Here is a 24,298-nt window from a genome sequence, read left to right as displayed (position 1 = left end):
TGCGCCGTGCTTTGATGGAACCCGTTCAGAAAAAATGGCGTTTTCAATTCGAGATGCACGTATACCGAATGGGCGGGCTTGAAGGGAGAATGGCATGACAACCCGGACCATCGAACGCGGCAAGGCAAAGCGCAAACCCGCCACCAAGGCCAAGGCGGAAGCCGTCGCAAAGGCCAAAACCCTCGTCCCCGATCTTGCCGCGCGGATCGGCAGCACGCCGAAGACGAAATTCAGGGGCGATCCCGATATATTCGGACGGCTGGTCGAGGATCATGACCGCCACCGCGCCCTCCTCGCGATGATCGAAGAAACGCAGGGCAAGTCGCCCGATCGCAAGGCGTTGTTCGAAGAGCTGGTGAAGGAACTCAAGGGCCATGCCGCGGCGGAGGAGCAGGCGCTCTGGTCGACCGTGCTGCGCGATCCGGCGACGACCGATGATGCCCGCCATGCGATCTCGGAGCATAAGGAGATCGAAGACATGCTGGCCGATCTTGCCGCGCGCGACATGGCCTCACCCGGCTGGCTGCGCCGCTTCGCCGGCCTCAAGGACGAGTATCTGCACCATATAGGCGAAGAGGAGCAGGAGCAGTTCGTCGCGGCCGAGAAGCAGTTGCAACCGGCCGATGTCCGTTACATGCGCCGCGTCTTCAATCGTCGCAAAAAGGAAGAGAAGGCCGCGGCGAAGGTCGAGAAGAAGATAAAGCTCAAGAACTGATGATCCGCGCCTTCCTCTCCCGCCGCGCCGAATGGCCGGCGCGCGTTCCCGATCCTGACGCGCCGCCGCGGCTCGTGCTGCTGTGGCGCGAGGCGGGCGGGCTGCTGCGCGCGCTCGGCGGACGCATCCGCCCGCTGCCGCCCGAGCCCAACCCCGACAGCGAGCATCCGCCGGTGATGGTGCTGCCGGGCTTCCTGTCGGGCGACTGGGCGACCAAGGCGCTGCGCGCCGACCTGCGGCGCGCGGGCTTTCGCTGCTACGCCTGGGGCCTCGGCTTCAACCGCGGCGCGACGGCCGACATCATCGAGCGCATCGACGGCCGCGTTCAGTGGATCATCGACCGCACCGGCCACGCGCCCGCGCTCGTCGGGTGGAGCCTCGGCGGCATCTACGCCCGCGAATATGCGAAGCATCATCCGGGCAAGGTCGCGCGCGTCGTCACGCTCGGCTCGCCCTTTTCGGGCAGCCGCCGCGCCAATCGCGCGTGGCGCCTCTATCACCTGATCGCGCGCCATCCGGTCGACAATCCGCCGATCGACTTTCACCCCGCGCCGCGCCCCGAAATGCCGACCTTCGCGCTGTGGTCGGCGCACGACGGCGTCGTCGCGGTGGCGAGCGCGCGCGGGCTGCCGCACGAAAGCGACCGGCAGGTCGAGGTCGACTGCGGCCACATGGGCTTCGCCTATGCCCCCACCTCGGTCGCCGCGATCGTCCAGGCGCTGACCGACGAGGTCAGCGCGCCCGGCTGATCGATCAGCACACGTCGATGCGGTCGAGCGGCGCCGCGCGCCACGCGAGCAGCATCCGCCCCGGACGCCGCCCCGCGAGCCCCGTCGACACGAAGCCGACGCGGCGCAGCAGCGCGCGCGACCGCGCATTGTCGGGGTGGCATTCGGCGACGATCGAACAGCCGGGCCGCGACGCGGCGAGCGCATCGACGACCGCGCGCACCGCTTCGGTCGCGATGCCGCGCCCGCGCGCGCGGGCCGCGAACCAGTATCCGATCTCATAGTCGCGTCCCGCGCGGCGATGCACGCCGATCACGCCGCTGAGCGAGCCGCCGCCGGCGCCGCGCACGGCGTGAAAGACGTCGCCGCGGCCCGACCCCGCGATCAGCGCGCGGGCGTCGCTTTCGGTGAAGGGGGTCGGCAGGAAATCGACCTGCGACGTCACCGATTCATCGGTGATCGCCGCGAGCGCGCGCGCGTCGTCGGCGGTGAGCGGCGCGATGCGGCAGCGGTCGGTCGACAGGGCAAGCAAGGTATCGGTCATGTCGCGTCTTCTTCAAAAAGCGCACGCCGTGACGGAAGGGAGTATGATGCTGACCATTCGCCTGTCCGAACACGGCGGCGATGGTCACAGGATGATGCCATGCCGCTCCTAGGTAAAGGAGCGCCAATACGCCTTGAATCGCAGGGATCGGTCGTTGGTCATCGCAGCGGCGCCTATCAGCTTTGGCGGCGGCGATCAACGCCGAACGGGGCTCGATCGAGACCTGTCATTGCGAGCGGAGCGAAGCAATCTCCAGCTACGGGCATAAACGAACGAGAGCTGGAGATTGCTTCGCTTCGCTCGCAATGACGATTCCATATGCTGTCGTCCCGTTCTAATCCCCGCGCATGACCTCGCCCGACGCCGCCGCCTTCATCCGCGCGCATCTTCCGGTGCTGCCCGTCCCCGGCATCCCCGAAATCCGCCTGCACAAGGCGGTGCCGGCAAGCGGGGTCGGGCGTCTCGCGGGGGACGACGCCCCCTATTGGGCGCATCATTGGGCGGGCGGCCTCGCGCTCGCGCGCTATGTCCTCGACCATCCCGAGAGCGTCGCGGGGCGGCACGTGCTCGATCTCGGCGCCGGGTCGGGGCTGGTCGCGATCGCCGCGGTAAAGGCCGGGGCGCGGGAAGCCATCGCGGTCGACGCCGATCCCCATGCGCTCGCGGCGCTGGCGCTCAATGCGGCGGCCAATGGCGTGTCGCTCGACATTCGCGCGGGCGATGTGGCGAGCCTCGCCATTCCCGATGCCGACATGATCCTCGCCGGCGACCTCTTCTATTCGGACGACCTCGCCGCGGCGGTCACCGCCTTCCTCGACCGCTGCCTCGATCGCGGCATCGAAGCGCTCGTCGGCGACCCCTGGCGCCGCCCGCTGCCGCTCGCGCGCCTCGAGGAAATCGCGCGCTACGAGGTCGCCGAGACGGGGGCGGGAACGAAGGCGAGCGGGGTCTTTCGATTCGGTCGCGGGTCGCGCGCCTGATCGAAGCGCCGCGTTCGGCGTTGCGCGGTTCGCGCTGGCCGAGCGGCGCGCATCCGAATAAGGATGGATGGATGGCCCCATGCGGGCCGAGCCCGACCCGACAGGAACACCGCACCATGATCCTTGCTTCCTTCGCCCTTCTGCTCGCCGCGCAAGGCCCGGCGGCCGCACCCGCGCTCTGTCCCCATGCGGTGATCGCCGGCGATGCGTCGGGGCGCAAGACGAGCGTCTATCGCACCCCGACGATCGCCGCCGGCAAGGTGGGGAAGCTGGGGCGCGGCACGCCCGTCTATGTCTGCGGGTCGCGCGGCGACTGGCTGTGGGTGCATTTCGCGCAGGGGCGCCACGCATGCCGCGGCACCGGGCGGGGCCTCGACGCCCGCTATGCGTCGACCTGCGCGAAGGGCTGGGTCGAACGGCGGCGCGTCGCGGTCACCGCTCGCTAAACAAGGCACCGCATCAGATACGACCCCGGCCCATACGGGCCCGTCTCGCCCGGCGCGGCGTCGTCGAACCCTTGCGCGCGCCAATAGCTGTCGGCGCCGTTCACCGCGACGAGGCGGATTTCGGTGCAGCCCGCGCGCCGCGCCTGGCACCGGACGAAGGCGGTCGCCTCGGCGCCCGCGCCCGCCCCGCGCGCCGTGGGAAGCAGCGCGATATCGTGGAGATAATAGACCTCGGCGGGCGCGGGCAGCGCGCCGAGCGGCGCCCCCAGCTTCGGCACGGCGCCGCGATGCCAGGGATGGGTGACAAGAAAGCCCGCGACCGCGCCGTCCCACTCGAAGATGCGGCAACCCTCGGGATAAAGGTCGAGTCGCTCGGCATAGACCGTGCGCGGTTCGGTGAAGACGCCGTGCACCGCGTCGGAAATCGCGACGACCGCGTCCAGGTCCGCGGCGCGCATCGGGCGCCAGCCGCCGGTCATGGCGCCGCCACGAACGGCGCCACCACCGCGCCGGTCACCCGCAGCGGCCGGCCGCTCGCCTTGTCGAGCAGCGCCCACACCGTCCGCGCGCGGACATGGACGCGCCCGTCTGCGCCGGTGAATTCCATGAAGCGGTCGAACTTGGCGCCTTGCGGCGCATCGGCGACCCAGGTTCGCGCGGTCACGCGCTCGCCGGGACCGAGCGCGCGCAGATAGTCGATCTCGTGCCGCACCACGACCCAGACATAGGCGTCCTTGTGCGCCTGCGGCGCCGCGGCGTCCCAATGCGCGGTCGCGACCTGCTGGATCCACTGAACCCACACCGCATTGTTGACGTGGCCGAGTTCATCGATGGTGTCGGGGGTGGCGGTGAGGGAGAGGGTGAAGGATTGCATGTTTGCGACCATAGCAAGCCCCTCCCCTTCAGGGGAGGGGTTGGGGTGGGGTCTCGAACCCTTGCGCAAGGCCGATGGACCCCACCCGCTGCAACTAGGCAGCAAGCTGCCAAGTTTCGCTGCCCTCCCCTGAAGGGGAGGGCTTAACAAACTACGCCAGTTCCACCGTGGTCACCATATAGCCCGCGCCGCGCAGCGCATCGACCAGGCTGTCGAGATGCTCGCGGTCGCGCGCCTCGCATTCGATGTCGGTGATCAGTCCCTTCGCGGGCAGGGTCGTGAAGATGCGCTGGTGATAGATTTCGATGATGTTGACCTGCTTCTCGTCGAACAGCTTCATCACCTTGAACAGCGCGCCCGGCCGATCCTGCAGGCGGATGCGCAGCCGCGCGATACGGCCCGAGCGCGCGAGGTCGCGCAGCAGCACGTTGGCGAGCAGCCGCGTGTCGATATTGCCGCCGGTGAGCACGAGGCCGACCTTGCGCCCCGCAAACTCCTCGGGGTGCGCGAGCATCGCCGCGAGCCCCGCGGCGCCCGCGCCCTCGACCACCGTCTTCTCGATCTGGAGCAGCAGGCTCACCGCGCGCTCGAGATGACGCTCGGCGACGAGCACGATATCGTCGTTAAGCTCGGCGACCAGCTTGCGGGTGTAAGAACCCGGTTCCTTGACCGCTATGCCCTCGGCGAGCGTGTCGCCCTCGCACGCCATGTCGACGCCGTTGAGTTCGGCGTACATCGACGGATAGAGCTCGGCCTGCACCCCGACGAGGCGCATGTCGTTCTTGATGCCGCGCGCCGCGGTGCCCATGCCCGACAGCAGCCCGCCGCCGCCGATCGGGACGATCAGCGTGTCGAGTTCGGGCACGTCCTCGAGCATTTCGAGCGCCACTGTTCCCTGCCCCGCCGCGACGTGCGGATGGTCGAAGGGGTGGACGAAGGTCAGGCCGCGTTCCTTTTCGAGCTCGCGCGCATGGGCATAGGCATCGTCGAACTTCTCGCCGTGCAGGACGATCGTCGCGCCGTGGCTCGCGGTCTGCGACACTTTCACCTGCGGCGTCGATTTCGGCATCACGATGGTGACGGGAACGCCGAGGCGCTTGCCGTGATAAGCGAGGCCTTGCGCGTGATTGCCCGCCGACGCCGCGATCACGCCGCGCGCCTTCGCCTCGTCGTCGAGGAGGAGCAGCGCGTTCAAAGCCCCGCGTTCCTTATAGGCCGCGGTGAACTGCAGATTCTCGAACTTCAGCCAGACCTCGGCGCCGACCATCTCGGACAGCGTCTGCGAATGGAGGGTCGGCGTCCGAACGACCGCGCCGTTAATTCGCCCCGCCGCCGCGCGCACATCGTCCAATGTGATCGCCGGGAAGTCGGCGGCGGAGAGCGTTGCAAGGTCTGTCATAGCGCGCTGGCCCTAACGGCAAGCATCGCGAAGGGAAAGGCCGATTTAAGCCCCTCCCCTTCAGGGGAGGGGTTGGGGTGGGGTCTCGAACCGTTGCGCAAGGCCGATGGACCCCACCCCCAACCCCTCCCCTGAAGGGGAGGGGCTTATTCCGTTCAGTGCTCTAGCGCCGTGGGCAAAGCATCTTTATGGACCGGGCATGAGCGAAACATCCTACCGCATCGCCTTCATCGGCACCGGCGTCATGGGCGGGCCGATCGCGGGTCATCTCGCCAGGGCCGGGCACAGCGTCACCGTCTACAACCGCACCCGCGCCAAGGCCGACGCCTGGGCGGCGCAATATGGGGGCCGGGCGGCAGCGACCCCCGCCGAAGCCGCGGCGGGAGCCGATGCCGTCCTTTCGTGCGTCGGCAACGATGACGATCTCGCGGAGGTGACGCTCGGCGCCGACGGGGCGTTCCGGGCGATGCGAAGGGGCGCATTGTTCGTCGATCATACCACCGTTTCGGCGCGTATCGCCCGCCGGCTCGCGGTCGAGGCCGAGGGACTCGGGCTGCTCAGCGTCGACGCGCCCGTCTCGGGCGGCGAAGCGGGGGCGCAGAACGGCACCCTCTCGATCATGTGCGGCGGCAGCGCGGAGGCCTTCGCGGCGGCCGAGCCGGTGATGCGCGCCTATGCCGGGCGCATCGTCCATATCGGCGGCCCCGGCGCGGGACAGACGACCAAGATGGTCAACCAGATCGCGATCGCCGGCGTCATCCAGGGCGTGTCCGAAGCGCTGCGCTTCGCCCAGGCGTCGGATCTCGACACCGACAAGGTGTTCGAGGCGGTGTCGGGCGGCGCCGCCGCGAGCTGGCAGATGCTCAACCGCTGGGGGACGATGGCAAAGGACGAGTTCGATTTCGGCTTCGCGGTCGACTGGATGCGCAAGGACTTGGGCCTCGCGCTCGAGGAAGCGCGGGTGAACGGCGCGACGCTGCCCGTCGCGAGCCTCGTCGACCAATTCTACGCCGACGTGCAGAAAGCCGGCGGTGGACGAAAGGACACGAGCTCGCTGGTCGAAAGGTTGCCGAAATGAGGGGCAATATTTTCTTGAAGCCCCTCCCCTTCAGGGGAGGGGTTGGGGTGGGGTCCCGAACCCTTGCGCAAGGCCGATGGACCCCACCCCCAACCCCTCCCCTGAAGGGGAGGGGTTTAATAGCTATCGCGCTGGCGCTGCTGGTTGCATCACCCGCGCACGCCGATACGCTCGTCGACAATGTCAACGGCATCACGCTCGACAAGGACGGCAAGCTCGTCCGCTTCACCGGGCTCGTCATCGACAAGGACGGCAAGGTCGCGAAGCTGCTCGACCGCAAGGACAAACGCCCCGAGCGTCCCGATTTCAGGGAGGACGGCAAGGGCAAGACGCTGATCCCGGGGCTGATCGACGCGCACGGCCATGTCATGGGGCTCGGCTTCTCGCTGATGCTGCTCGACCTTTCGGACACCAATTCGCTCGCCGAGGCGCAGGCCGCGATCCGCAAATATGCCGCCGACAATCCCGAGGTGCCGTGGATCATCGGCCGCGGCTGGAACCAGGAGAAATGGGGCCTCGGTCGCTTTCCGACCGCCGCCGACCTCGACGCCGCGGTCGCCGACCGCCCCGTCTGGCTCGAACGCGTCGACGGCCATGCCGGCTGGGCGAACAGCGCGGCGATGCGGGCGGCGCGCGTCACCGCGGCGACCAAGGCGCCCGAGGGCGGGCGCATCGAAATGGCGGGCGGGCAGCCGAGCGGCATCTTCGTCGATGCCGCGACCAGCGTCGTCGCCTCGGCGGTGCCCAAGCCGCTCGCGCGTGATCTCGACCGCGCCTTCCTGCTCGCGCAGGCGAAGCTGCTCGAACAGGGGATCACGACGATCGCCGACATGGGCACGACCATCCAGGACTGGCAGGCCTTTCGCCGCGCCGGCGACAAGCGCCAGCTCGCGATCCGCATCATCAGCTATGGCCACGACATCGACAATATGGCGCTGATCGGCGGGCCGGGGCCCACCCCCTGGCTCTACGACGACAAGCTGCGCATGGTCGGGGTGAAGCTCTATCTCGACGGTGCGCTGGGCTCGCGCGGCGCGTGGCTCAAGCAGCCGTACAGCGACGCGCCGGGGCAGAAGGGCCTCCCGCTTCTCACCCCAGCGCAGCTCCGCAACAAGATGGTCCGCGCCTCGATGGACAAGTTCCAGGTCGCGATCCACGCGATCGGCGACGCTGCCAACGCCGAGGCGCTGAACGCGATCGCCGACCTGACCGCCGACCTGCCGGGCGAGCGGCGCTGGCGCATCGAACATGCGCAGATCGTCGACCCTCTCGACATTCCACGCTTCCAGCAATTGGGGGTCGTCGCCTCGATGCAGCCGATTCACCAGCCGTCGGACCGGCTGATGGCCGAGGCGCGGCTGGGGCCGGAGCGGCTGAAGGGCGCCTATGCGTGGCGGAGCATGGAGAAGGCCGGCGTCCGCCTCGCCTTCGGATCCGACGTGCCGGTCGAGAGCGCCAACCCCTTCCCCGGCATCGCCGCCGCCATCTCGCGCACCGACGCCGCGGGCCAGCCCTTCGGCGGCTGGCATCCCGAGGAAGTCGTCAGCCGCGAAACCGCGCTCGACGGCTTCACGCGCAGCGCGGCGTTCGCGGGCTTCGCCGAGGACCGGCTCGGCACGCTGATGCCGGGGATGCGCGCCGACTTCCTGATCCTCGAAAGCGATCCCTTGCTCGCGAGCCCCGACGAGATTCGCCGCATGACGCCGCTCGAAACCTGGGTCGGCGGCTATCGCTATTACAAGAAAAAGGGCGGCTAGAACGTGAGGCCATCCTTCAAAATCGTCATTGCGAGCGAAGCGAAGCAATCCAGGGCGGTCTACGCACGCTCTGGATTGCCGCGCGGCTTCGCCGCTCGCAATGACGAATTGTTTTACTTGAAAGTGGCCCGGTTCTGATGGACCGGCGGCGCCTCCTCGCCGCGCTCGCCGCCGCGCCCGCGGCGCTCGCGCTGGGGGCTGCCAAAAAGAAGGAAGCCAAGCGCAAGGACCCGCCCGAACCGCGCGCCTCGCGCCGCCGCAAGGGGGCGAAAGCGCCCGAGCGCCATGTCGACGTCGCGGTCATCGGCGCCGGGGCGCTCGGCGCCTGGGCCGCGTGGCACCTCGTCCGGCAGGGGCTCAGCGTCCGCCTCTTCGACGCCTATGGCGCGGGCAACGGGCGCGCGGCGTCGAACCTCGCATCGATGATGCTCGATCCGGTGCAGGGCGGCGATGCGCTTTATGCGGGGCTGGTCGAGGAAAGCGCCAAGGCGTGGCAGCGCCTCTCCGACACCGCCAGCCTGCCCATCCTCACCGCTTGCGAGGCGGTGACCGCGCTCGCCGCGACCGACGCCTTCGCGCCGCCGCGCGATGCCGACCGCCTCGGCGGCGACCGGCTCCGCGCGCGCTACACCCAGATCGCCTGGCGCCCCGAGGAAGCCGCGCTCGTCGCCGAAAAGGGCGCGATGCTCGCCGGGCGCCGCGGGGTGCTCGAAACCATCCTCGACGCCCAGGTCGCGCCCGAGGATGTCGTGATGCCCGCGCCCCTCCGCGACAAGCGCCGCGATCTCTACACGCTCCCCGACGGCGGCACCGCAAAAAGCCTCGTCTACGCCTGCGGGGCGTGGCTGACCGAGCTGTTCCCGCAGACGCTGACCCCGCAGCGCCTGTCGGCGGTGCGCCAGCAGATCTTCCATTTCGGCCCCGGCCAGGGCGACACCCAGTTCCGCCCGCCCGCAATGCCCGCGCTCGTCGACCGTGCCTATGGCTTCAACCTGCTTCCCGATGTCGAAGGCGTCGGGGTACGGGTGTGGAAAAGCGCGCCCGACGCGACCGTCGACCCCGACAGCTTCGACCGCCGCGCCGACGCGGATTCGGGTGGGCGCGCGCTCGCCGATGCCCGGCAATGGCTCGCCGGGCGCCTGCCGCGCCTCGCCGACGCGCCGGTCGTCGCGAGCGCCGCCGCGCACGACTGCCGCACCGCAACCGGAGACCTGCTGCTCGACCGGCTGCCCGATCATCCGCGCGTGTGGGTGGTCGGCGGCGGCGCGGGCCGCGCCTTCGCGCTCGCCCCCGCGATCGGCGCACGCGTCGCCGCGCATGTCGAGGACGCAAGCCGCCCGGTCGAACCGCGCTGGGCGCTGGCACGTCTGACGGGTTGACGAAAAAGGGGCGGCCTCCCCCTCAGAAAGCCGCCCCGGCCCGGCGTCAGAAGGACGCGCCGAGCGAAAAGATCACCGCGCCATCGGCGCCGACCGCTTCCTTGAACCCGCCGAGCTTCGGCGCGTCGGTGTTGACGTAGGACACGCCGAGGGTGAGCATCTTCCAGCTCGCCGAGACGCCGACCGAATAGTCGAGCACCTCGCCGTCGGCTCCGCCCAGGAAGCTGTCGCTCTTGGCGTAGCCGACATGGCCGTTCAGCGTGAAGGGCGTGTTCGGTATCCCCACGCCGGCATCGGTGTAGAGGTAGACCGCGCTCGCGTCGCCGAGCGAGTCCTGCCCGCCGGGTGCCCAGGCGATGCCGGTCTTGACCGACGCCGGGCCGATGTCGCCCTTGACCGAAAAATAGGGCTCGATCACCGAGCTGTTCGACGTGCCGGGGTAAAGATAGAGCGTCGCGCCGATATCGGCGGTCAGCCCCGAGGTCACTTCTTTCGAATAGCCGCCGAACACGTCGATCTCGGTGCCGTTGGCGAAACCGATGCTCGACCCCCAGGTGCCGACATAGAGGCCGCTGTCGTGGCTGACGGTGATGCCGCCCTGGATCGCCGCTTCTTCGTTCGACTGGCTGAAGCCGCGGAAGCGATAGTCGCTGACGACGGTCGCGCTCCCCGAAATGGTGATGCTGCTCGTGTCCGCCGCCTCTTCGGCTTCCTGGGCATAAGCGGATGTGGAAAGCGCCGACAGCGCAAGGGCCATGCCGAAGCATGCGCGGGAGAAAGTCTTCATGGGTTGATCCCCTAAAAAGGTCTGAAGGATCGTCCCTGCCTGCCGCACGGACGGCCAGCCTCGTTCACGGGCTGGTCCGGTCGTGCGTGGGCTCGATGTTCACGAAATTGCTGCGACGCACAAACGAAAAAGTCGCGGCGGCGCGCGTTAGGTGTCCGGATGCGACAAATTTGCAACAATCCCTTGCGCGGAATCGCCGAACACCGACATAAAGTTACGCTAGAACACGGTACCTCAAATCAGCATCTTCTCTCCTCCGTTCGTGTCGAGCGCAGTCGAGACACCCATCGACCTTGCGATACACCGATGAGTGTCTCGACTGCGCTCGACACGAACGGGACGGCAGATCAGTTTTAACGCGCGCCTCTCTAGGCGGCGTGGACAAATTCGAGGTTATCAATCGTCGAGCGTGACAAGCAAGCATGCCCGAAAGGCCCCGTCCGCTGCATCTTGCCGGTGCCAGATTTTAACGATGTGATAATAATGGAAATAGCCATCTATATCTCGGGCAAGGTGTTCGCCGACACGCGGCAGGAAGTCGAACTCGGCCACGAACAGCAGCTTTTCCAGATCCTCGCCCTCGAGCACTTCCACCAAAGCCATAAAGCCCTCCGCACGGGCATGATTGCAATGTCAGCCGGTTTCGGCAACCACTTGCGTTGAGATGATTGACGTGGAGCGCGGCGGAATGGCGCGTTCTAAAGGGCTTACTGCCGATCGAGCCTGAGAACCGTGGTCGTGGCGGCCTCCCGAGCAGAACGCTCGATCATCAACGGCATACTCTGGCGGCTCCGGTGCAGTGCGCCGTGGCGCGATGCCCCCCAACAAGTATGGCAGTTGGAATACCATCTATCGGCGGTTCCGGCGATGGAGCGAGGCCGGGGTCTGGGAGACCGTTGCCGTGACGCTCGCTGAGATCATGGCGGACACTGGCCACCGCCAGATACTGGCTCAAATTTGTCCACGCCGCCTAGAACGACAGCCCAAGCGACAGGACTACGCCCGAATCGAAATATTTGTCGACCGCCTTCACCCCCGTCGTTGGAATGTCGGTGTCGACATATTTGATGCCGGCGGTCAGCCGGCCGAAGCTCGCCGAGGCGCCGAGCGACCAGTCCCAATAATGCCCGCCCGGCGCGAGCGCGGCGAGCCCGCCGTCGGTGTAGCCGGCCGACGCCGACAACGTCAGCGGCGTGGTCGGGATGCCCGCCGACAGGTCGGCCGCCAGATAGAGGCTGTCGTCATGCCCGATCGCCGCCTGGCTCGGCGCATAGCTGAGCCGCGCCGTCGCCTCGACCGGCCCCAGCATGTGCGACAGCTTGCCCGTCGCCTCGACATAGTCGCTCGGGCCCGCGGCGCGCTCGCCGTCCGGATACCAATAATAGGTCAGCCCGAGGTCGATCGAGGTTCCCGGCGCGACTTCGGTCGCATAGCCGCCGTACAGGTCGACCTCGGCCTCGCCGAACGCCGGCGTATCCTCGATGGTCGATCCCCATGCGCCGAGATAGAGGCCGCTGTCGTGGCTGAGCGTGATCGTCGGCTGCACCGCGACGTCGCCGCCGCTGAGTGAAATCCCCCGGAACCGGTAGTCCGTGACGACCTCGACCCCGCCCGACACGTCGATCGGGCCGGTCGGCACCTCCTGCGCGGCAGCGGGAACGGCGAGTCCCGACAAGGCGAACAGGGCGGCGGCAAACAGGCGGGTCATCGTCTTTCCTCGGGTCGTGGCGGGGTCGTGGCGGGGCCGCGACCTTGGCCGTCGCGGCGTACATGCGCAACCGCTTTGCCAAGCGGCGGCGGGACGGCTAAAGAGCGGGCACTCTCCCCGAGGACGACCCTATGAGCGATCACAATCCCGGCCTGCGCCCCTGGCGCGACATCTCCAGACGCAACTGCCGCCGCATCATGGTGGGCGACGTCCCCGTCGGCGGCGGCGCGCCGATCAGCGTCCAGACGATGACCAACACGCCGACCAGCGACGCGGTGGCGACGATCGACCAGATCCGCCGCTGCGAGGATGCCGGCGCCGACCTGATCCGCGTCTCCTGCCCCGACACCGAGTCGACCGCGGCGCTCGGGTCGATCGTCCGCGCGGCGCGGATTCCGATCATCGCCGACATCCATTTCCACTATAAGCGCGCATTGGAAGCCGCCGATGCGGGCGCGGCCTGCCTGCGTATCAACCCCGGCAATATCGGCAGCAGCGAGCGCGTCGGCGAGGTCGTCCGCGCCGCCAAGGCGAACGGCTGCGCGATCCGCATCGGGGTGAATGCGGGCAGCCTCGAGAAGGACCTGCTCGAAAAATATGGCGAGCCCTGCCCCGAGGCGCTGGTCGAAAGCGCGCTCGACCATATCAAGCTGCTGCAGGACCACGACTTCCACGATTATAAGGTCGCGGTGAAGGCGAGCGACGTCTTCCTCGCGGTCGCCTCCTACATGCAACTCGCCGAGGCGGTCGACTGCCCGCTGCACCTCGGCATCACCGAAGCGGGCGGGCTGATCGGGGGCACGGTCAAGAGCGCGCTCGGCATCGGCAACCTCCTCTGGGCGGGCATCGGCGACACGATCCGCGTCAGCCTCTCGGCCGAGCCCGAAGAGGAAGTGCGCGTCGGTTATGAGATATTGAAATCGCTGGGCCTCCGCACCCGCGGCGTCCGCGTCGTCTCCTGCCCCAGCTGCGCGCGCCAGGGCTTCGACGTCATCCGCACCGTCCAGGCGCTCGAGGACGCGCTCCAGCACATCAAGACCCCGATGTCGCTCTCGGTCCTCGGCTGCGTCGTCAACGGTCCCGGCGAGGCGCGCGAGACCGACATCGGCATCACCGGCGGCGGCAACGGCAAGCATATGGTCTATCTGTCGGGCGTCACCGACCACCATGTCGCCGACGCCGACATGATCCAGCACATCGTCAGGCTGGTCGAAGCCAAGGCCGCCGAAATCGAGGCCGGAAGCGCGGTGAGCATGGACACGCTGCACGGCAAGGCGGCTTAGCGAATATATCGTTTATTGCCGTACGTCTGCTTCGGGGTGGATTTGAGCCATTCCCCTCCCTTTTAGGGAGGGGTTAGGGGTGGGTGCGCGAGCGGACGAGCCCACGAAAGAACGCCGCCTTCGGCGGCTACCCACCCCCAGCCTCTCCCTAAAAGGGAGGGGAGAAGGTAGGGCCGGAAAAAGCCATCCGGCGACACCTCCGCCGACAATGAGCGTCGGAAGGGCCGGCGCGCCGCGGGCGAATGGAACCCGGGCGCGCCGCAGTCTGGACCGGCGCGGTCACAGGAGGGAGAGGAGAGCGGCGCCGGCCTGTCGCCTGTCAGGCCGGCTCGTATTGAACCGCCTTGTCCTTGCGCACCGTGCGGCTCCGGCGGCCGTCGATCGCGACCGGCACTTCACCGGCGATCGTCGCGCGGCGCAGCGTGCGGCGCTGCAGCCCGAAGTCGGCGGTCGCGCGGTGCTGGGTCGCCTGATTGTCCCAGATGGCGACGTCGCCCGCGCGCCAGCGCCAGCGCACGACATTCTCGGGCTTGGTGATATGCTCCTGCAGCGTCTGGAACAGCCGCGCGCTGTCGGTGGCATTCAGTCCGACGAACTGCTTGACGAAATGGCCGAGCAGCAGGCTGCGCTGGCCGCTGACCGGATGGACGCGCACCACCGGGTGCTCGGTTTCATAGACCGTCGAGGCGAAGACGCCCTGATGCTCCTTGATCCGCTTTGCCGCGCTTTCGCCATCGGGCGCCGACTGGAGGATCGACGCATAGTCATAGAGGTTGGTGTGGGTTGCCCAGAGCGTGTTCACGAGCTGGCGCAGCACCTCGGGCAGCCCTTCATAGGCGGTCTCGCCGTTCGCCCATTGCGTATCGCCGCCCGCTTCGGGAATGGTGAGCGCGCGCAGGATCGACGCCTTGGGATAGGCATCGACAAAGGTCACGTCGGTGTGCCAGCTCGACGCGGCATAGCCTTCCTTGCTGTCGAGCTCGAGCAGATAGCGCGAGCCTTCGGCGACCGGCACCGTCGGGTGCGCGACCGGATCGCCGAGCAGCGCGGCGAAATCCTCATGCTCCCGGTCGGTCAGATGCTGCTGATCGCGGAAGAAGAGCACCTTGTGGCGCACGAGCGCGGCCTGGATCGCCTGCACCGTTGCCGCGGGCAGGTCGCCCGAGAGCTGGACGCCGTTCACGATGGCGCCGATCGTGCCCGTCACGGGCGTGACGTCGAGCGGGATAGTCTTGTCGCGGGCATTGGCATAGCTGGTGTGAAGGTCCGTCATGATCGATCTCCTGAAGTTGCGACGGCGGGGGTTATTCGACGCACGAGCGGCGAATGGCGGGGCGCTTGGCGCGAAAGGATGCGGGCGCGCATCAGAGCTTCGTCCGCAGTGTCAGGCCGACAGTGCGCGGCTCGCCGATTAGCGCGGTGACGATGCCGGTCGCGCCGGGCATCGCGCCGAGCGTCTGGAAATAATCCTTGTCGAACAGGTTGCGCGCCCAGACCGACAGGTCGAGCAGGCCGTCCTCGGTGCGCAGGCCGATGCGCGCGTTGGCGATGCCGTAGCCGGGCACTTCGGCGTAGATGCTGTTGCTCGACGAGGTGTTGAACGACGAGCGATGCGAATAGTCGGCGTGGGCATAGAGCGACAGTTCGCGCCCGCCGAGCGCGCCCAGCGGCGCGGAAGCGTCGCCGCCGACCGTCCAGGTGAATTTCGGCACGCCGGGCAGGCGCTTGCCGGTCAGGTCCTGATTGCCGCCCTCGTTCGCCCGCTCGGGCGCCTGCGGGGCTTCGGGATAGCTGAGATAGGTGGTGTCGGTATAGGCCAGCGAACCGTAGAAGCTCAGCCGGTCGGTCGGCGCCGCCGACAGGTCGACCTCGATGCCGCGCGATCGCGCGCCGGGGATGTTGGCGATATACTGGCGATAGTTGATCTCCGACACCTGCTCGAAGATCGCGGTCTGATAGTCGGTGATCTCGGTCCAATAGGCGGCGGCGTTCAGCGTCACCGCCCTGTCGAGCCATTGCGACTTGATGCCGATTTCGTAATTGTCGACCGTCTCGGGCGCGACGTCGGGGTCGACCCCGGTGGGCAGGTTGGTCAGGTTGAGGCCGCCCGACTTGTTGCCGCGCGCGTAGCTTGCATAGACGAGCAGATCGTCGCTCGCCTGCCACGACAGCGTCGCGAGGCCCGACAGGCTGTCGTCGCTGAAGCCGGTCGAATAGCTGGTTTCGGGGCTGAACAGATTGCGGATGTTGATGACGGCGGCGGCCAGCGCGTCGGGCAGCGTCGCAGGATCGGCCCCGGCCACCCAGACCTGGCTGAACGACCCCTTCTTCTTCTCGTGGGTGAAGCGGAGGCCCGCGGTCAGGGTGAGGCGATCGCCGATCTTCCAGTCGGCCTGGCCGAAGAAGGCTAGGCTTCTGGTCTGGGGGTCCGACCGCGGATTGACCTCGAAGCCGTCGAGCGCCAGCGCGGCGACATTGGCGGGCACCGTCGGCAGGAACCAGGCGGGCGCCGCGCTGCCGTAGCCCGTGCGACCCGAACCGCGGATGATCTGCCAGAAATAATAGGCGCCGACGACATAATCGATCGGGCCGTCGGTATCTGAGGCCAGCCGGAATTCCTGGCTGAACTGGCGCTGGCGGTTCGAGAATTGCGCGAGCGTGACGACCGGCAGCGATGTGGAATCGCCGTCGTTCGCGGGATTCCAGTTCCACCAGCGATAGGCGGTGATCGAGGTCAGCTTCGCCGGCCCGACGTCCCAGTCGACCTGTCCCGACACGCCATAGCCGTCCATGTTCGACTGATAATGGCTATCGGCCTCGCCGCGCCGCGCGAAGGGGTCGATGGTCGGGAAGGCATAGCCCGGATAGCGCGCGACGCGCTCGGCGAAATTGTTCGGGATGGGGGTGCCATCGACGTAAGTGTCGTAATAATTGGCGAAGACGTTGAGGACGTGGTTCTGCTTCTGACGCGCGAAGTCGCCGATGATCCGCACCTCGAGGTCCGCGGAGGGCGTGAAGAGCAACTGTCCGCGCACGCTCCAGTTCGAATAACCCTGCGCGCGCGCGTTCTGCGTGACATTGTAAAGGAATCCGCGCCGTTCGGTCACCGAACCCGAAAGCCGCACCGCGAGCAGATCGTCGACGAGCGGCCCCGAGGCCGAGCCGCGCAACTGATAATAGCCATAGTCGCCGACGCTCGCCTCGCCCGAGAATTCGGGATCGAAGCTCGGCTTTCGCGAGCTGATGTTGATCGCGCCCGAAGTCGTGTTCTTGCCGAACAGCGTACCCTGCGGCCCGCGCAGCACCTCGATCTGCTGCAGGTCGACAAGGTCGAACTGCGACTGGCCGAGGCGGCCGTAATAAACATTGTCGATATAGAAGCCGACGCCATTCTCCAGCCCGTCGTTGGTCAGCGCGACATTGCTGCCGAGACCGCGGATGTTGATGTTGGTGTTGCGCGGGTTGAAGCTGAACACCTGCAGGCTCGGCACGAGTTGCTGCACCTGCGACAGCGTGTAATTGCCCGTCGCCTCGAGCGTGTCGGCCCCGACGACCGACAGCGCGATGGGAACGTCCTGGGCGCTTTCATCGCGGCGCCGCGCCGATACGATGATCGTGTCGGCATAGTCGGCCTCGACCGCCGCCTCGGTCGCGGCGCTGTCGGCCGCAGCCGCTTCCGAAGCCGCGGCGTCGCCGGTACGGGTTTCGGCGGCGGCCGCGACTTCGGTCGCCCACGCGGGCGCCGACGGCAACAGGACGGCGGCGCCCAGCAGGAGCTTGAAACGGAAAGCGGGAGAATATTTCGTCATAAGTCATGGTCCCCGGGCGGCGATCCCGCCCCCTGTTTGGGTGGATGGAAACGGGCGCGGTGCGCCGGGCCGGATCGGCCGTGCGCCAGCCCGGCACCCCACAGCGCACGGGCGGCGCTGCGCAGGGACGCGGGATAGCGAGCCAGATCCGACAGGTCGGATTGGGTCAGCAAAGGCATGATTCACCTGCCGCCGGCGCGCGGAGCACGCCGGACGCATGGCCGCAGGCGCCCAAGCGAAAGGGAGGCGCGGCCGGGATGAAAGGATGGGCCGACGATGGGCGCCCGGATGCGGTCGATCCGCTACCCGGCGCGCGATATCATCGGCGATCGTCTATGAACTGCTGCTACACATACGCATCGCAATACCCCTTCTGGGGGAACGCAATGCCTGGCGCTGTCGCCCGAGCATCACGCGCTTTAGCCGTTGGTAACGCGGAGCAAGCTGCTTCCCGGTCAAAAGCCGCGGGTCGATGGGGAGAGCCGTTGCCCGTCTCGACCAGGTCCGAACAACAAACTCAACTTAAAAGATTGATTTTGGATTCGTCAACATTCATCGCCCGCTTTTGCGACGAAGAAAATCTTTCAGGCGGCCAGTCGATGCTTGCGGCGCGTCAAAATCGCGGGAAAGCGGGCACCGGCTCGAACATCAGCGCCAGGAATCCATAGCCGCTCGCCAGCAGGAGAAGCGCGCCCGCCGCGGTAACGATCAGCTCTGCGCGCAGCCGGCGCACGAGCCAGGCCCCCACCGGCGCTCCCAGGACGCCGCCGATCAGCAGCCCGATCGCCATGACGCCGAAACTCTGCCAGCCCAGCGTTCCGATGAAGCTGGCGGCGATGGTGACCGTCACGAAGAATTCGGACGCATTGGCCGTGCCGATCACCCGCCGCGGCTCGCCGCCCTGCGCGAGCAGGTTCGCGGTGACCACCGGCCCCCAGCCGCCCCCGCCCGACCCGTCGAGAACGCCGCCCACGAAGCCGAGACCGCCGACGAGTTTGAGATCGCGATAGGTCTGCGGCCGCCGCGCGCCGCGCCACATCAGATAGACGCCGACCGCCCCCAGATAGGTCAGCACCACGGGCCGCGCGATACCGATGTCGAGATGGACGAGGATGAAAGCGCCGATCAGTCCGCCGATGATGCCGGGGACGACGAGGCGGCGGAACAGCCGCCAGTCGACGTTCCTCTGCAGCGCGTGACTGAGCCCCGACACGCCGCTGGTAAAGCTCTCCGCCGCATGGATCGCGGCCGACGCCGACGCCGGCGGCATGCCGAGCGCGAGCAGCAGCGCCGCGCCGACGACGCCGAAGGCCATGCCGAGCGCGCTGTCGATAAGCTGCGCGGTGAAGCCGATGAGGATGAAGGGAAGCAGCGCCGCAAAGGACAATTCGGTCCCGGGAATCATCGCGCCGGCTCCCGCCGCCCTCGCCCGCGCGTGAGCAGGAAGACGGCCGGGAAAGAGAGGGTGAGCAGCGACAGCGCCCCGGCGACCAGCGACCCGGCGCCCGCCAGCCACGGCAGGATCGCGGCCCAGATCGAGACCGCGAGCAGGGTGAGCAGCACCTGTTCCTGTTCGATCGCGTTGCCGGGCGCCAGCGGCACGCCGCGCGCGTCGGCGCGCAGATGCTCGAGGCGGCTCGCGACGAGGCTGTGCTTCTCGATCCGGCTCGACGGCACGAGCGAGGTGACAAGCGATGCCGCCCCCGCACCGATCAGCCGCACCCCGGCGGCGCGCGCGAACAGGTGCCGATCGTCGAGCCGGTCGCTGATTGCGCGCAGGCGCAGCCGGCCACCGAAGACGAGGTCGATCAGCGCCTCGCCCGTGACCGCCTTGATCGGGCGCGCCTGCATCGCGTGGCTCGCCTCGATCCAGTCGAAGACCGCGCCCGGCACGTCGATCCCGCAGGCGCGCTCCAGCCCCTGGAAGCCCGGTGCCGAATTGGCCTCGCAGATGCGATAGCCTTCCTCGTCGAACAATATGTCGATCCCCGCGACCTCGAGCCCAAGGGCATCGGCCGCCCGCACGGCGAGCTCGGCCATCTCGCCCGTCGGCGTATGCGCAACGCCGACGCCGCCGAGCGAAACGTTGGACTTGAAATGCCCCGGCGGCGCGCGGCGCTCCATCGCCGCGATCACGCGCCCGCCGATGACGAGCACGCGCACGTCGCGGCCGTGGCTCGACCGCACATAATGCTGGAACAGGAAATCGGCCTTCGCCTCGGCGCTGGCGAGCAGCCCGGCGAGATCGGCGAACTGGTTGCGATCCTCGCATTTCAGCACCCCCGTCCCGCGCGTGCCGCGAAGCGTCTTTACGATGACGGGAAAGCCCAGCTCCTGCTCGATGACGTCGGCGTCGATCGGGAATTTGCCGAGCATCGTCGCCGGGATGGCAAGCCCCGCCCGCGCGAGCCGCTGCATCGTGTGCAGCTTGTCGGCGACGAGGTCGATCGTCTCCGACCCGTTGATCAGCCGCACTCCGCGCCGCTCGAAATGGCGCAGCACCGCCAGCGTGAAATAATCGGTTTCGGCGCCCGTCCGGCACAGGATGAAATCGGGCCGCTTGAGCGAGCGCCCCTCATAATGCACCGACCAGTCGTCATGCGGTGCCGCGACGATATCGAAATCATGCGGCTTCAGCACCTGCAACGCGATGCCGCGCGCCGCGGCGGCCTCCTTGAAGCGCAGGATCTCAGGAACCTCGGGCAAGGCCGGGTCGAGATCCCGGTGGAAGAATATCCAGCCGCGCAACGTCCATCTCCTTCGTGCCGCACCGCGGCTCTTGCCATGCGCCTTGCCGCGCCGGTCCCCTCCGGCGACGAGGCGGGCGAGCATTGCGACGCTTTGCGAGTGTAAAGCGAATCTATGCTTGACGGCAATATGTCTACCGATCAAATTGAGATTGCAGCCGGAACCGACCCGGGCCGGCTGGCGATTCTTTCGGGTCCGCGGCTTTTGATCGGGAAGCAGCTTGCTCCGCGTCACCAACGGCTAAAGCGCGCGATGCTCAGGCGACAGCGCCAGGTTTCGTGTTCCCCTCAGCAGATGATGAGGTGATACGATGCACATCCCCCCGCCACGATAGCAAGCACCCGCCCGCGACGCGCCACCTCCAACCCGAGCGCGCGCCCGGCCCCGTCCGCGGATTCTGCCGCCTCTTCGGCCTCGCCTTTTCGCGCGATGGCCGGCCCGTTCGCGCGCCGTTCCGGCGCCCGTCCGCTTCGTCACAAGGAATTTCCCATGACCGTCCAGACGCTCGACCACCGCACTTCCACCGCTCTCTTCGACATCACCCCGCTGCAGCCGAGCCTCGGCGCGCTGATCACGGGTATCGATCTCGCGCAGCCGCTCGACCGGCCGACCTATGATGCGCTGCGCGCGGCCCTGCTCAAATATCGGGTGATCTTCTTTCGCGACCAGCATCTGACGCGCGAACAGCATATCGCGCTCGGCGCGGCCTTCGGCGACCTCGAAGAGCACCCGGTCTTTTCGCTCCCCGACTATCCGCAGATTCTTCCGCTGATTTCGGACGAGCTGAAGGAGCGGCTGCCGGGCGGCTATCGCCGGACCAGCGACGGCAATTGGCACGCCGACACCACTTTCCGCGCCGAGCCCTCGGCGGCGTCGATCCTGCTCCAGCGCGTGTCTCCGTCGCTCGGCGGCGACACTGTCTTCGCCAATGCGGTCGCGGCCTATGATACGCTCGACGAGGAGACGAAGGCGCGCATCGACGGGCTGACCGCGATCCACGACACGCGCACCTTCCTGCAATTCCTCGACACCGAGGAAAAGCGCGACGCGCTGCAAAAAGCCTTCCCACCCGTCGAGCATCCGGTCGTCCGCATCCATCCCGAAACGGGGGAAAAGGTGCTCTACGTCAATTCGGTGTTCACGCGCCGCATCGTCGGCCTGCCCGAGGCGGAGAGCGACGCGCTGCTCGCGCTATTGTTCAATCAGGTGAAACGCCCCGAATTCCAGGTCCGCTGGAGCTGGCGGCCCGGCTCGATCGCCTTCTGGGACAATCGCGCGACCCAGCATTATGCCGTCCCCGACTATAGCGAGGCGCGCCATATGGAGCGCGTCACGATCGTCGGCGACCGCCCGGTCGGCCCCGGCGGCGCCTGATCCCGCCAAGCGAAAAAGGCTCTCTTCCATGGTATTTCCCTTTTCGCGGCGCGGCGTGCTCGCCGCCGGTGCGTTCCTCGCGCTCGCTGCATGCGGTGACGGCGGCGCGGCGGGCGTGACGCTCAAGGTCGCCGACCAGCTCCACGCCCTCAAATCCTCGCTCGACGTCGCGGGCGAGGACCGGCCGGAGGGTTACCGGATCGAATGGTCCAACTTCGTCGGCGGCCCGCCGATCATCGCGGCGCAGACCGGTGGTTCGGTCGATGTCGGCTGGATGGCGGAAACCCCCGTCATCTTCGCCCAGGCCGCCGGCAGCCCGATCAAGGTCGTCGCGGTCAGCCAGTCGGCGACGGCCGAAGGATCGGGCTTCGCGCTGGTCGTGAAGCCCGGCTCGCCGATCCGCTCGGTCAAGGATCTCAAGGGTCGCAGCGTTGCTTATATGAAGGGCACCGTCCTTCAGTATTTCGTCGCGCGGCTACTCGAACGCGAAGGGCTGTCGCTCGACGATATCAAGCCGGTGCAGGCGACGGGCTTCGGCACCGGCCTGCTCGACAAGGGCGCGGCCGACGCGATCGTGCTGACCGAACCCTTCCTCACCCAGCTCGAGGACAGCGGGAAGATCCGGATCATCGCCACGGGCGCGCGACCCAACACGCCGGGTTTCATGTATCTGGTCGCGTCCGACGCCGCGCTCGCCGACCCCGCGAAAGCGAAAGCGATCGGCGACCTGATCGCCCGCGCCGCACGCGCGCAGCGCTGGCAGCGCGAGAATGTGAAGAAAGCCGCGCCGGCGATCGCGAAGCGCTATAATGTCGATCTTGACATCGCAGAGCGGATCATCGCGCGGTCGCCGCAGCATTATACGCCGATCGACGCCGGCGTGATCGCCGCGCATCAGGACGAGGCCGACCTCTTCTCGCGCCTCGGACTGATCCGCGGAAGGCTCGACACGCGCAAGGTCTTCGACACGCGCTACGACGCCATCGTCGCGGCGCAGGAGGCGGGGGCGTGACCGCGCCCGCCATCCTCGATCCGGGCACCCTCGTCCAGCCGGTCGTCCGGCCGGCGGGGCGGCGGTCGGAGCGACTGTCCTTTGTGCGCCGCGCGGCGGGGCCGCTGCTGGTCGTCGCGGCCTGGGCGATCGCGACGAGCGCGGGATGGATCGACCCGTCGATCCTCCCGTCGCCGTCCGGCCTCGTCGAGGGCTGGAGTCAGCTCTGGACCGAACAGGCGCTCGCCGCGCAGATCGGCGTGTCGCTGACGCGGGCGATCGCCGGCGGGGCGGCCGGAATCCTGCTGGGGCTGGTCCTCGGCACCGTCGCCGGCCTCTCGCGGCTCGGCGAGGAGCTCCTCGACGCGCTGCTCCAGATGCTCCGCACCGTTCCTTTCCTGGCGCTGGTGCCGCTGTTCATCGTCTGGTTCGGGATCGGCGAGGCGCCCAAGCTGCTGCTGATCGCGCTCGCGACGATGTTTCCCGTCTATCTCAACAGCTATGCGGGCGTCCGCAACGTCGACCGCAAGGTGATCGAGGCGATGCGCAGCTTCGGCCTGTCGGGCCGGCGGCTGGTGAGCGAGGTGGTGCTGCCGCTGGCGCTGCCGCAGATCTTCACCGGGCTGCGCTTCGCCCTCGGCGTCTCGGTGCTCGTGCTGATCGCCGCCGAGCAGATCAACGCCTCGGCGGGGCTCGGTTATCTGCTCAACAGCGCGCAAATGTATCAGCAGGTCGACGTCATCCTGATCTGCATCGCCATCTACGCCGCCCTCGGTCTCGGCGCCGACCTGATCGTCCGCACGCTCGAACGGACATTCATGCCGTGGCGCGCGGGTGTCGCCATCCGATAGGAGATTTCGCATGTCCACCGTCCTTGCCTACAGGCCCGCCGTCGAAGCACATGCGGCGCAGCCGCTCGATGTCTCGCACACGCCGGTCGCGGTTCGCGTCGCGGAGGTCAGCCGCATCTTTTCGGGAAACACCGTGCTCGACCGGCTCGATCTCACCATCCGCAGCGGCGAATTCGTCGCGCTGCTCGGCGCGTCGGGCAGCGGCAAGACGACTCTGCTGCGCATCCTGGCCGGACTCGACGCGCCCGACGGCGGTGACGCCTGGGTGCCCGAAGCGCGCACCGTCGTCTTTCAGGAACCCCGCCTCGTCCAGTCGAAGAGCGTCTGGAAGAATGTCGTCATCGGCCTGCCCCGCGCGTTGGCATCGCGCACCCGCGCCGTTGCCGCACTCGCCGAGGTCGGGCTCGATCACCGCGCCGACGCCTGGCCCGCGACGCTGTCGGGCGGCGAGGCGCAGCGCGCGGCGCTCGCCCGAGCGCTGGTGCGCGAACCCAAATTGCTGCTGCTCGACGAACCCTTCGCGGCGCTCGACGCGCTCACCCGTCTCAGGATGCAGCGACTGATCGGCGATCTCTGCCAGGCGCACGGGCCGGCGACGCTGCTGGTCACCCACGACGTCGAGGAGGCGATCCTGCTCGCCGACCGCATCCTGGTGCTGCAAGAGGGGCGCATCGGCTTCGACACCCGCGTTCCGCTGCCTCACCCGCGCCGCGCGGGCGGCGAGGCGTTCGACACGCTGCGCGACCGCCTGCTCACCGAATTGGGCGTCCTCCCATCCGAATGATCCCGGCTCGCGCTTTTATAGTCCAGCGTTCCCGCTCTGGCCGCCAGCGGGATCGGTGGCTTT

The 24,298-nt window shown here is 68.0% G+C and carries 23 protein-coding genes and 1 pseudogene; 13 read left to right on the top strand and 11 right to left on the bottom strand.

The features are described from left to right. Window positions 1-94 precede the first annotated feature (94 nt). A complete protein-coding gene (locus CD928_RS11860; protein WP_095387244.1) occupies window positions 95-715 on the top strand; it encodes a hemerythrin domain-containing protein in 621 nt (206 codons plus the stop codon). After that, window positions 715-1,464 carry a triacylglycerol lipase gene (locus CD928_RS11855; protein WP_095387243.1) on the top strand — a complete coding sequence of 250 codons (750 nt, stop codon included), beginning with the start codon at window positions 715-717 and terminating at the stop codon, window positions 1,462-1,464. The genes CD928_RS11860 and CD928_RS11855 overlap by 1 nt, the downstream gene beginning before the upstream one ends. Before the next feature lie 4 nt (window positions 1,465-1,468). Here CD928_RS11855 and CD928_RS11850 read toward each other — a convergent pair whose 3' ends face one another. Beyond that, window positions 1,469-1,987: a GNAT family N-acetyltransferase gene (locus CD928_RS11850; protein WP_095387242.1), complete on the bottom strand. Its 519-nt coding sequence runs from the start codon at window positions 1,985-1,987 to the stop codon at window positions 1,469-1,471. 347 nt (window positions 1,988-2,334) lie between these two features. On the opposite strand from CD928_RS11850, the gene CD928_RS11845 reads away from it, so the two are divergent. Both CD928_RS11845 and CD928_RS11840 read left to right on the top strand, forming a co-directional pair. Beyond that, window positions 2,335-2,967, top strand: a complete 633-nt coding sequence (locus CD928_RS11845; RefSeq protein ID WP_095387241.1) for a methyltransferase — start codon at window positions 2,335-2,337, stop codon at window positions 2,965-2,967. A 116-nt stretch (window positions 2,968-3,083) separates the two neighbouring features. After that, a complete protein-coding gene (locus tag CD928_RS11840) occupies window positions 3,084-3,413 on the top strand; it encodes a hypothetical protein (protein WP_095387240.1) in 330 nt (109 codons plus the stop codon). On the opposite strand, the gene CD928_RS11835 is transcribed toward CD928_RS11840, so the two are convergent. From CD928_RS11835 to CD928_RS11825, 3 genes are all read right to left on the bottom strand, one after another. Beyond that, window positions 3,410-3,892, bottom strand: coding sequence for a GNAT family N-acetyltransferase (locus CD928_RS11835; protein WP_095387239.1), 483 nt, complete (start codon window positions 3,890-3,892; stop codon window positions 3,410-3,412). The two genes, CD928_RS11840 and CD928_RS11835, sit on opposite strands and share 4 nt — an antisense overlap. Beyond that, window positions 3,889-4,287 carry a thioesterase family protein gene (locus CD928_RS11830; protein WP_095387415.1) on the bottom strand — a complete coding sequence of 133 codons (399 nt, stop codon included), beginning with the start codon at window positions 4,285-4,287 and terminating at the stop codon, window positions 3,889-3,891. The genes CD928_RS11835 and CD928_RS11830 overlap by 4 nt, the downstream gene beginning before the upstream one ends. Before the next feature lie 151 nt (window positions 4,288-4,438). Then, window positions 4,439-5,686, bottom strand: a complete 1,248-nt coding sequence (locus CD928_RS11825) for a threonine ammonia-lyase (protein WP_095387238.1) — start codon at window positions 5,684-5,686, stop codon at window positions 4,439-4,441. A 199-nt stretch (window positions 5,687-5,885) separates the two neighbouring features. Between CD928_RS11825 and CD928_RS11820 the strand changes: the two genes are divergently transcribed. The 3 genes from CD928_RS11820 to CD928_RS11810 all read left to right on the top strand — a co-directional run bounded on the left by CD928_RS11820 (window position 5,886) and on the right by CD928_RS11810 (window position 9,900). Further along, window positions 5,886-6,764 (top strand): NAD(P)-dependent oxidoreductase, encoded by an 879-nt coding sequence (locus tag CD928_RS11820; protein ID WP_095387237.1) that lies wholly within the window; start codon window positions 5,886-5,888, stop codon window positions 6,762-6,764. A 101-nt stretch (window positions 6,765-6,865) separates the two neighbouring features. Continuing rightward, window positions 6,866-8,521 carry an amidohydrolase gene (locus tag CD928_RS11815; protein ID WP_255247150.1) on the top strand — a complete coding sequence of 552 codons (1,656 nt, stop codon included), beginning with the start codon at window positions 6,866-6,868 and terminating at the stop codon, window positions 8,519-8,521. A 137-nt stretch (window positions 8,522-8,658) separates the two neighbouring features. Beyond that, window positions 8,659-9,900, top strand: a complete 1,242-nt coding sequence (locus tag CD928_RS11810) for an FAD-binding oxidoreductase (RefSeq protein ID WP_095387235.1) — start codon at window positions 8,659-8,661, stop codon at window positions 9,898-9,900. A 46-nt stretch (window positions 9,901-9,946) separates the two neighbouring features. On the opposite strand, the gene CD928_RS11805 is transcribed toward CD928_RS11810, so the two are convergent. Both CD928_RS11805 and CD928_RS11800 read right to left on the bottom strand, forming a co-directional pair. Then, window positions 9,947-10,687 (bottom strand): TorF family putative porin, encoded by a 741-nt coding sequence (locus tag CD928_RS11805; protein ID WP_095387234.1) that lies wholly within the window; start codon window positions 10,685-10,687, stop codon window positions 9,947-9,949. 396 nt (window positions 10,688-11,083) lie between these two features. Next, window positions 11,084-11,290 carry a hypothetical protein gene (locus CD928_RS11800; protein WP_095387233.1) on the bottom strand — a complete coding sequence of 69 codons (207 nt, stop codon included), beginning with the start codon at window positions 11,288-11,290 and terminating at the stop codon, window positions 11,084-11,086. 211 nt (window positions 11,291-11,501) lie between these two features. On the opposite strand from CD928_RS11800, the pseudogene CD928_RS24030 reads away from it, so the two are divergent. Beyond that, window positions 11,502-11,573: pseudogene (locus CD928_RS24030) on the top strand (hypothetical protein); the annotation flags it as partial. A gap of 84 nt (window positions 11,574-11,657) precedes the next feature. On the opposite strand, the gene CD928_RS11790 reads toward CD928_RS24030, so the two are convergent. After that, entirely contained in the window at window positions 11,658-12,395 is a 738-nt protein-coding gene (locus CD928_RS11790) for a TorF family putative porin (protein WP_095387232.1), read from the bottom strand. A 131-nt stretch (window positions 12,396-12,526) separates the two neighbouring features. On the opposite strand from CD928_RS11790, the gene ispG reads away from it, so the two are divergent. Further along, window positions 12,527-13,678: a flavodoxin-dependent (E)-4-hydroxy-3-methylbut-2-enyl-diphosphate synthase gene (gene ispG, locus CD928_RS11785; protein WP_095387231.1), complete on the top strand. Its 1,152-nt coding sequence runs from the start codon at window positions 12,527-12,529 to the stop codon at window positions 13,676-13,678. A 319-nt stretch (window positions 13,679-13,997) separates the two neighbouring features. Here the strand turns inward: ispG and CD928_RS11780 are convergent, their stop codons facing one another. The 4 genes from CD928_RS11780 to CD928_RS11765 all read right to left on the bottom strand — a co-directional run bounded on the left by CD928_RS11780 (window position 13,998) and on the right by CD928_RS11765 (window position 20,319). After that, window positions 13,998-14,951, bottom strand: coding sequence for a TauD/TfdA family dioxygenase (locus CD928_RS11780; RefSeq protein ID WP_095387230.1), 954 nt, complete (start codon window positions 14,949-14,951; stop codon window positions 13,998-14,000). 91 nt (window positions 14,952-15,042) lie between these two features. Next, entirely contained in the window at window positions 15,043-17,487 is a 2,445-nt protein-coding gene (locus CD928_RS11775; RefSeq protein ID WP_095387229.1) for a TonB-dependent receptor, read from the bottom strand. 613 nt (window positions 17,488-18,100) lie between these two features. Beyond that, entirely contained in the window at window positions 18,101-18,892 is a 792-nt protein-coding gene (locus CD928_RS11770) for a sulfite exporter TauE/SafE family protein (protein WP_095387228.1), read from the bottom strand. Continuing rightward, complete coding sequence (locus CD928_RS11765; protein WP_255247127.1) at window positions 18,889-20,319, bottom strand: RimK family alpha-L-glutamate ligase; 1,431 nt, start codon at window positions 20,317-20,319, stop codon at window positions 18,889-18,891. Before CD928_RS11765 ends, CD928_RS11770 begins: the two co-directional genes overlap by 4 nt. 405 nt (window positions 20,320-20,724) lie before the next feature. Here CD928_RS11765 and CD928_RS11755 point away from each other — a divergent pair, with 405 nt between their 5' ends. The 4 genes from CD928_RS11755 to CD928_RS11740 are packed head-to-tail and all read left to right on the top strand — an operon-like array spanning window position 20,725 to window position 24,235. Further along, complete coding sequence (locus CD928_RS11755; protein WP_095387225.1) at window positions 20,725-21,609, top strand: TauD/TfdA family dioxygenase; 885 nt, start codon at window positions 20,725-20,727, stop codon at window positions 21,607-21,609. A gap of 28 nt (window positions 21,610-21,637) precedes the next feature. Next, complete coding sequence (locus tag CD928_RS11750; protein ID WP_176473553.1) at window positions 21,638-22,621, top strand: aliphatic sulfonate ABC transporter substrate-binding protein; 984 nt, start codon at window positions 21,638-21,640, stop codon at window positions 22,619-22,621. Then, window positions 22,618-23,451 (top strand): ABC transporter permease, encoded by an 834-nt coding sequence (locus CD928_RS11745; RefSeq protein WP_095387223.1) that lies wholly within the window; start codon window positions 22,618-22,620, stop codon window positions 23,449-23,451. Before CD928_RS11750 ends, CD928_RS11745 begins: the two co-directional genes overlap by 4 nt. A gap of 10 nt (window positions 23,452-23,461) precedes the next feature. After that, complete coding sequence (locus tag CD928_RS11740; protein WP_095387222.1) at window positions 23,462-24,235, top strand: ABC transporter ATP-binding protein; 774 nt, start codon at window positions 23,462-23,464, stop codon at window positions 24,233-24,235. Window positions 24,236-24,298 lie beyond the last annotated feature (63 nt).

It is taken from the genome of Sphingopyxis sp. GW247-27LB (assembly GCF_002277025.1).
Classification (GTDB): domain Bacteria; phylum Pseudomonadota; class Alphaproteobacteria; order Sphingomonadales; family Sphingomonadaceae; genus Sphingopyxis.
Note: the sequence above shows the minus strand (reverse complement) of the source record. Positions and strands in the feature narration are given on the sequence as shown.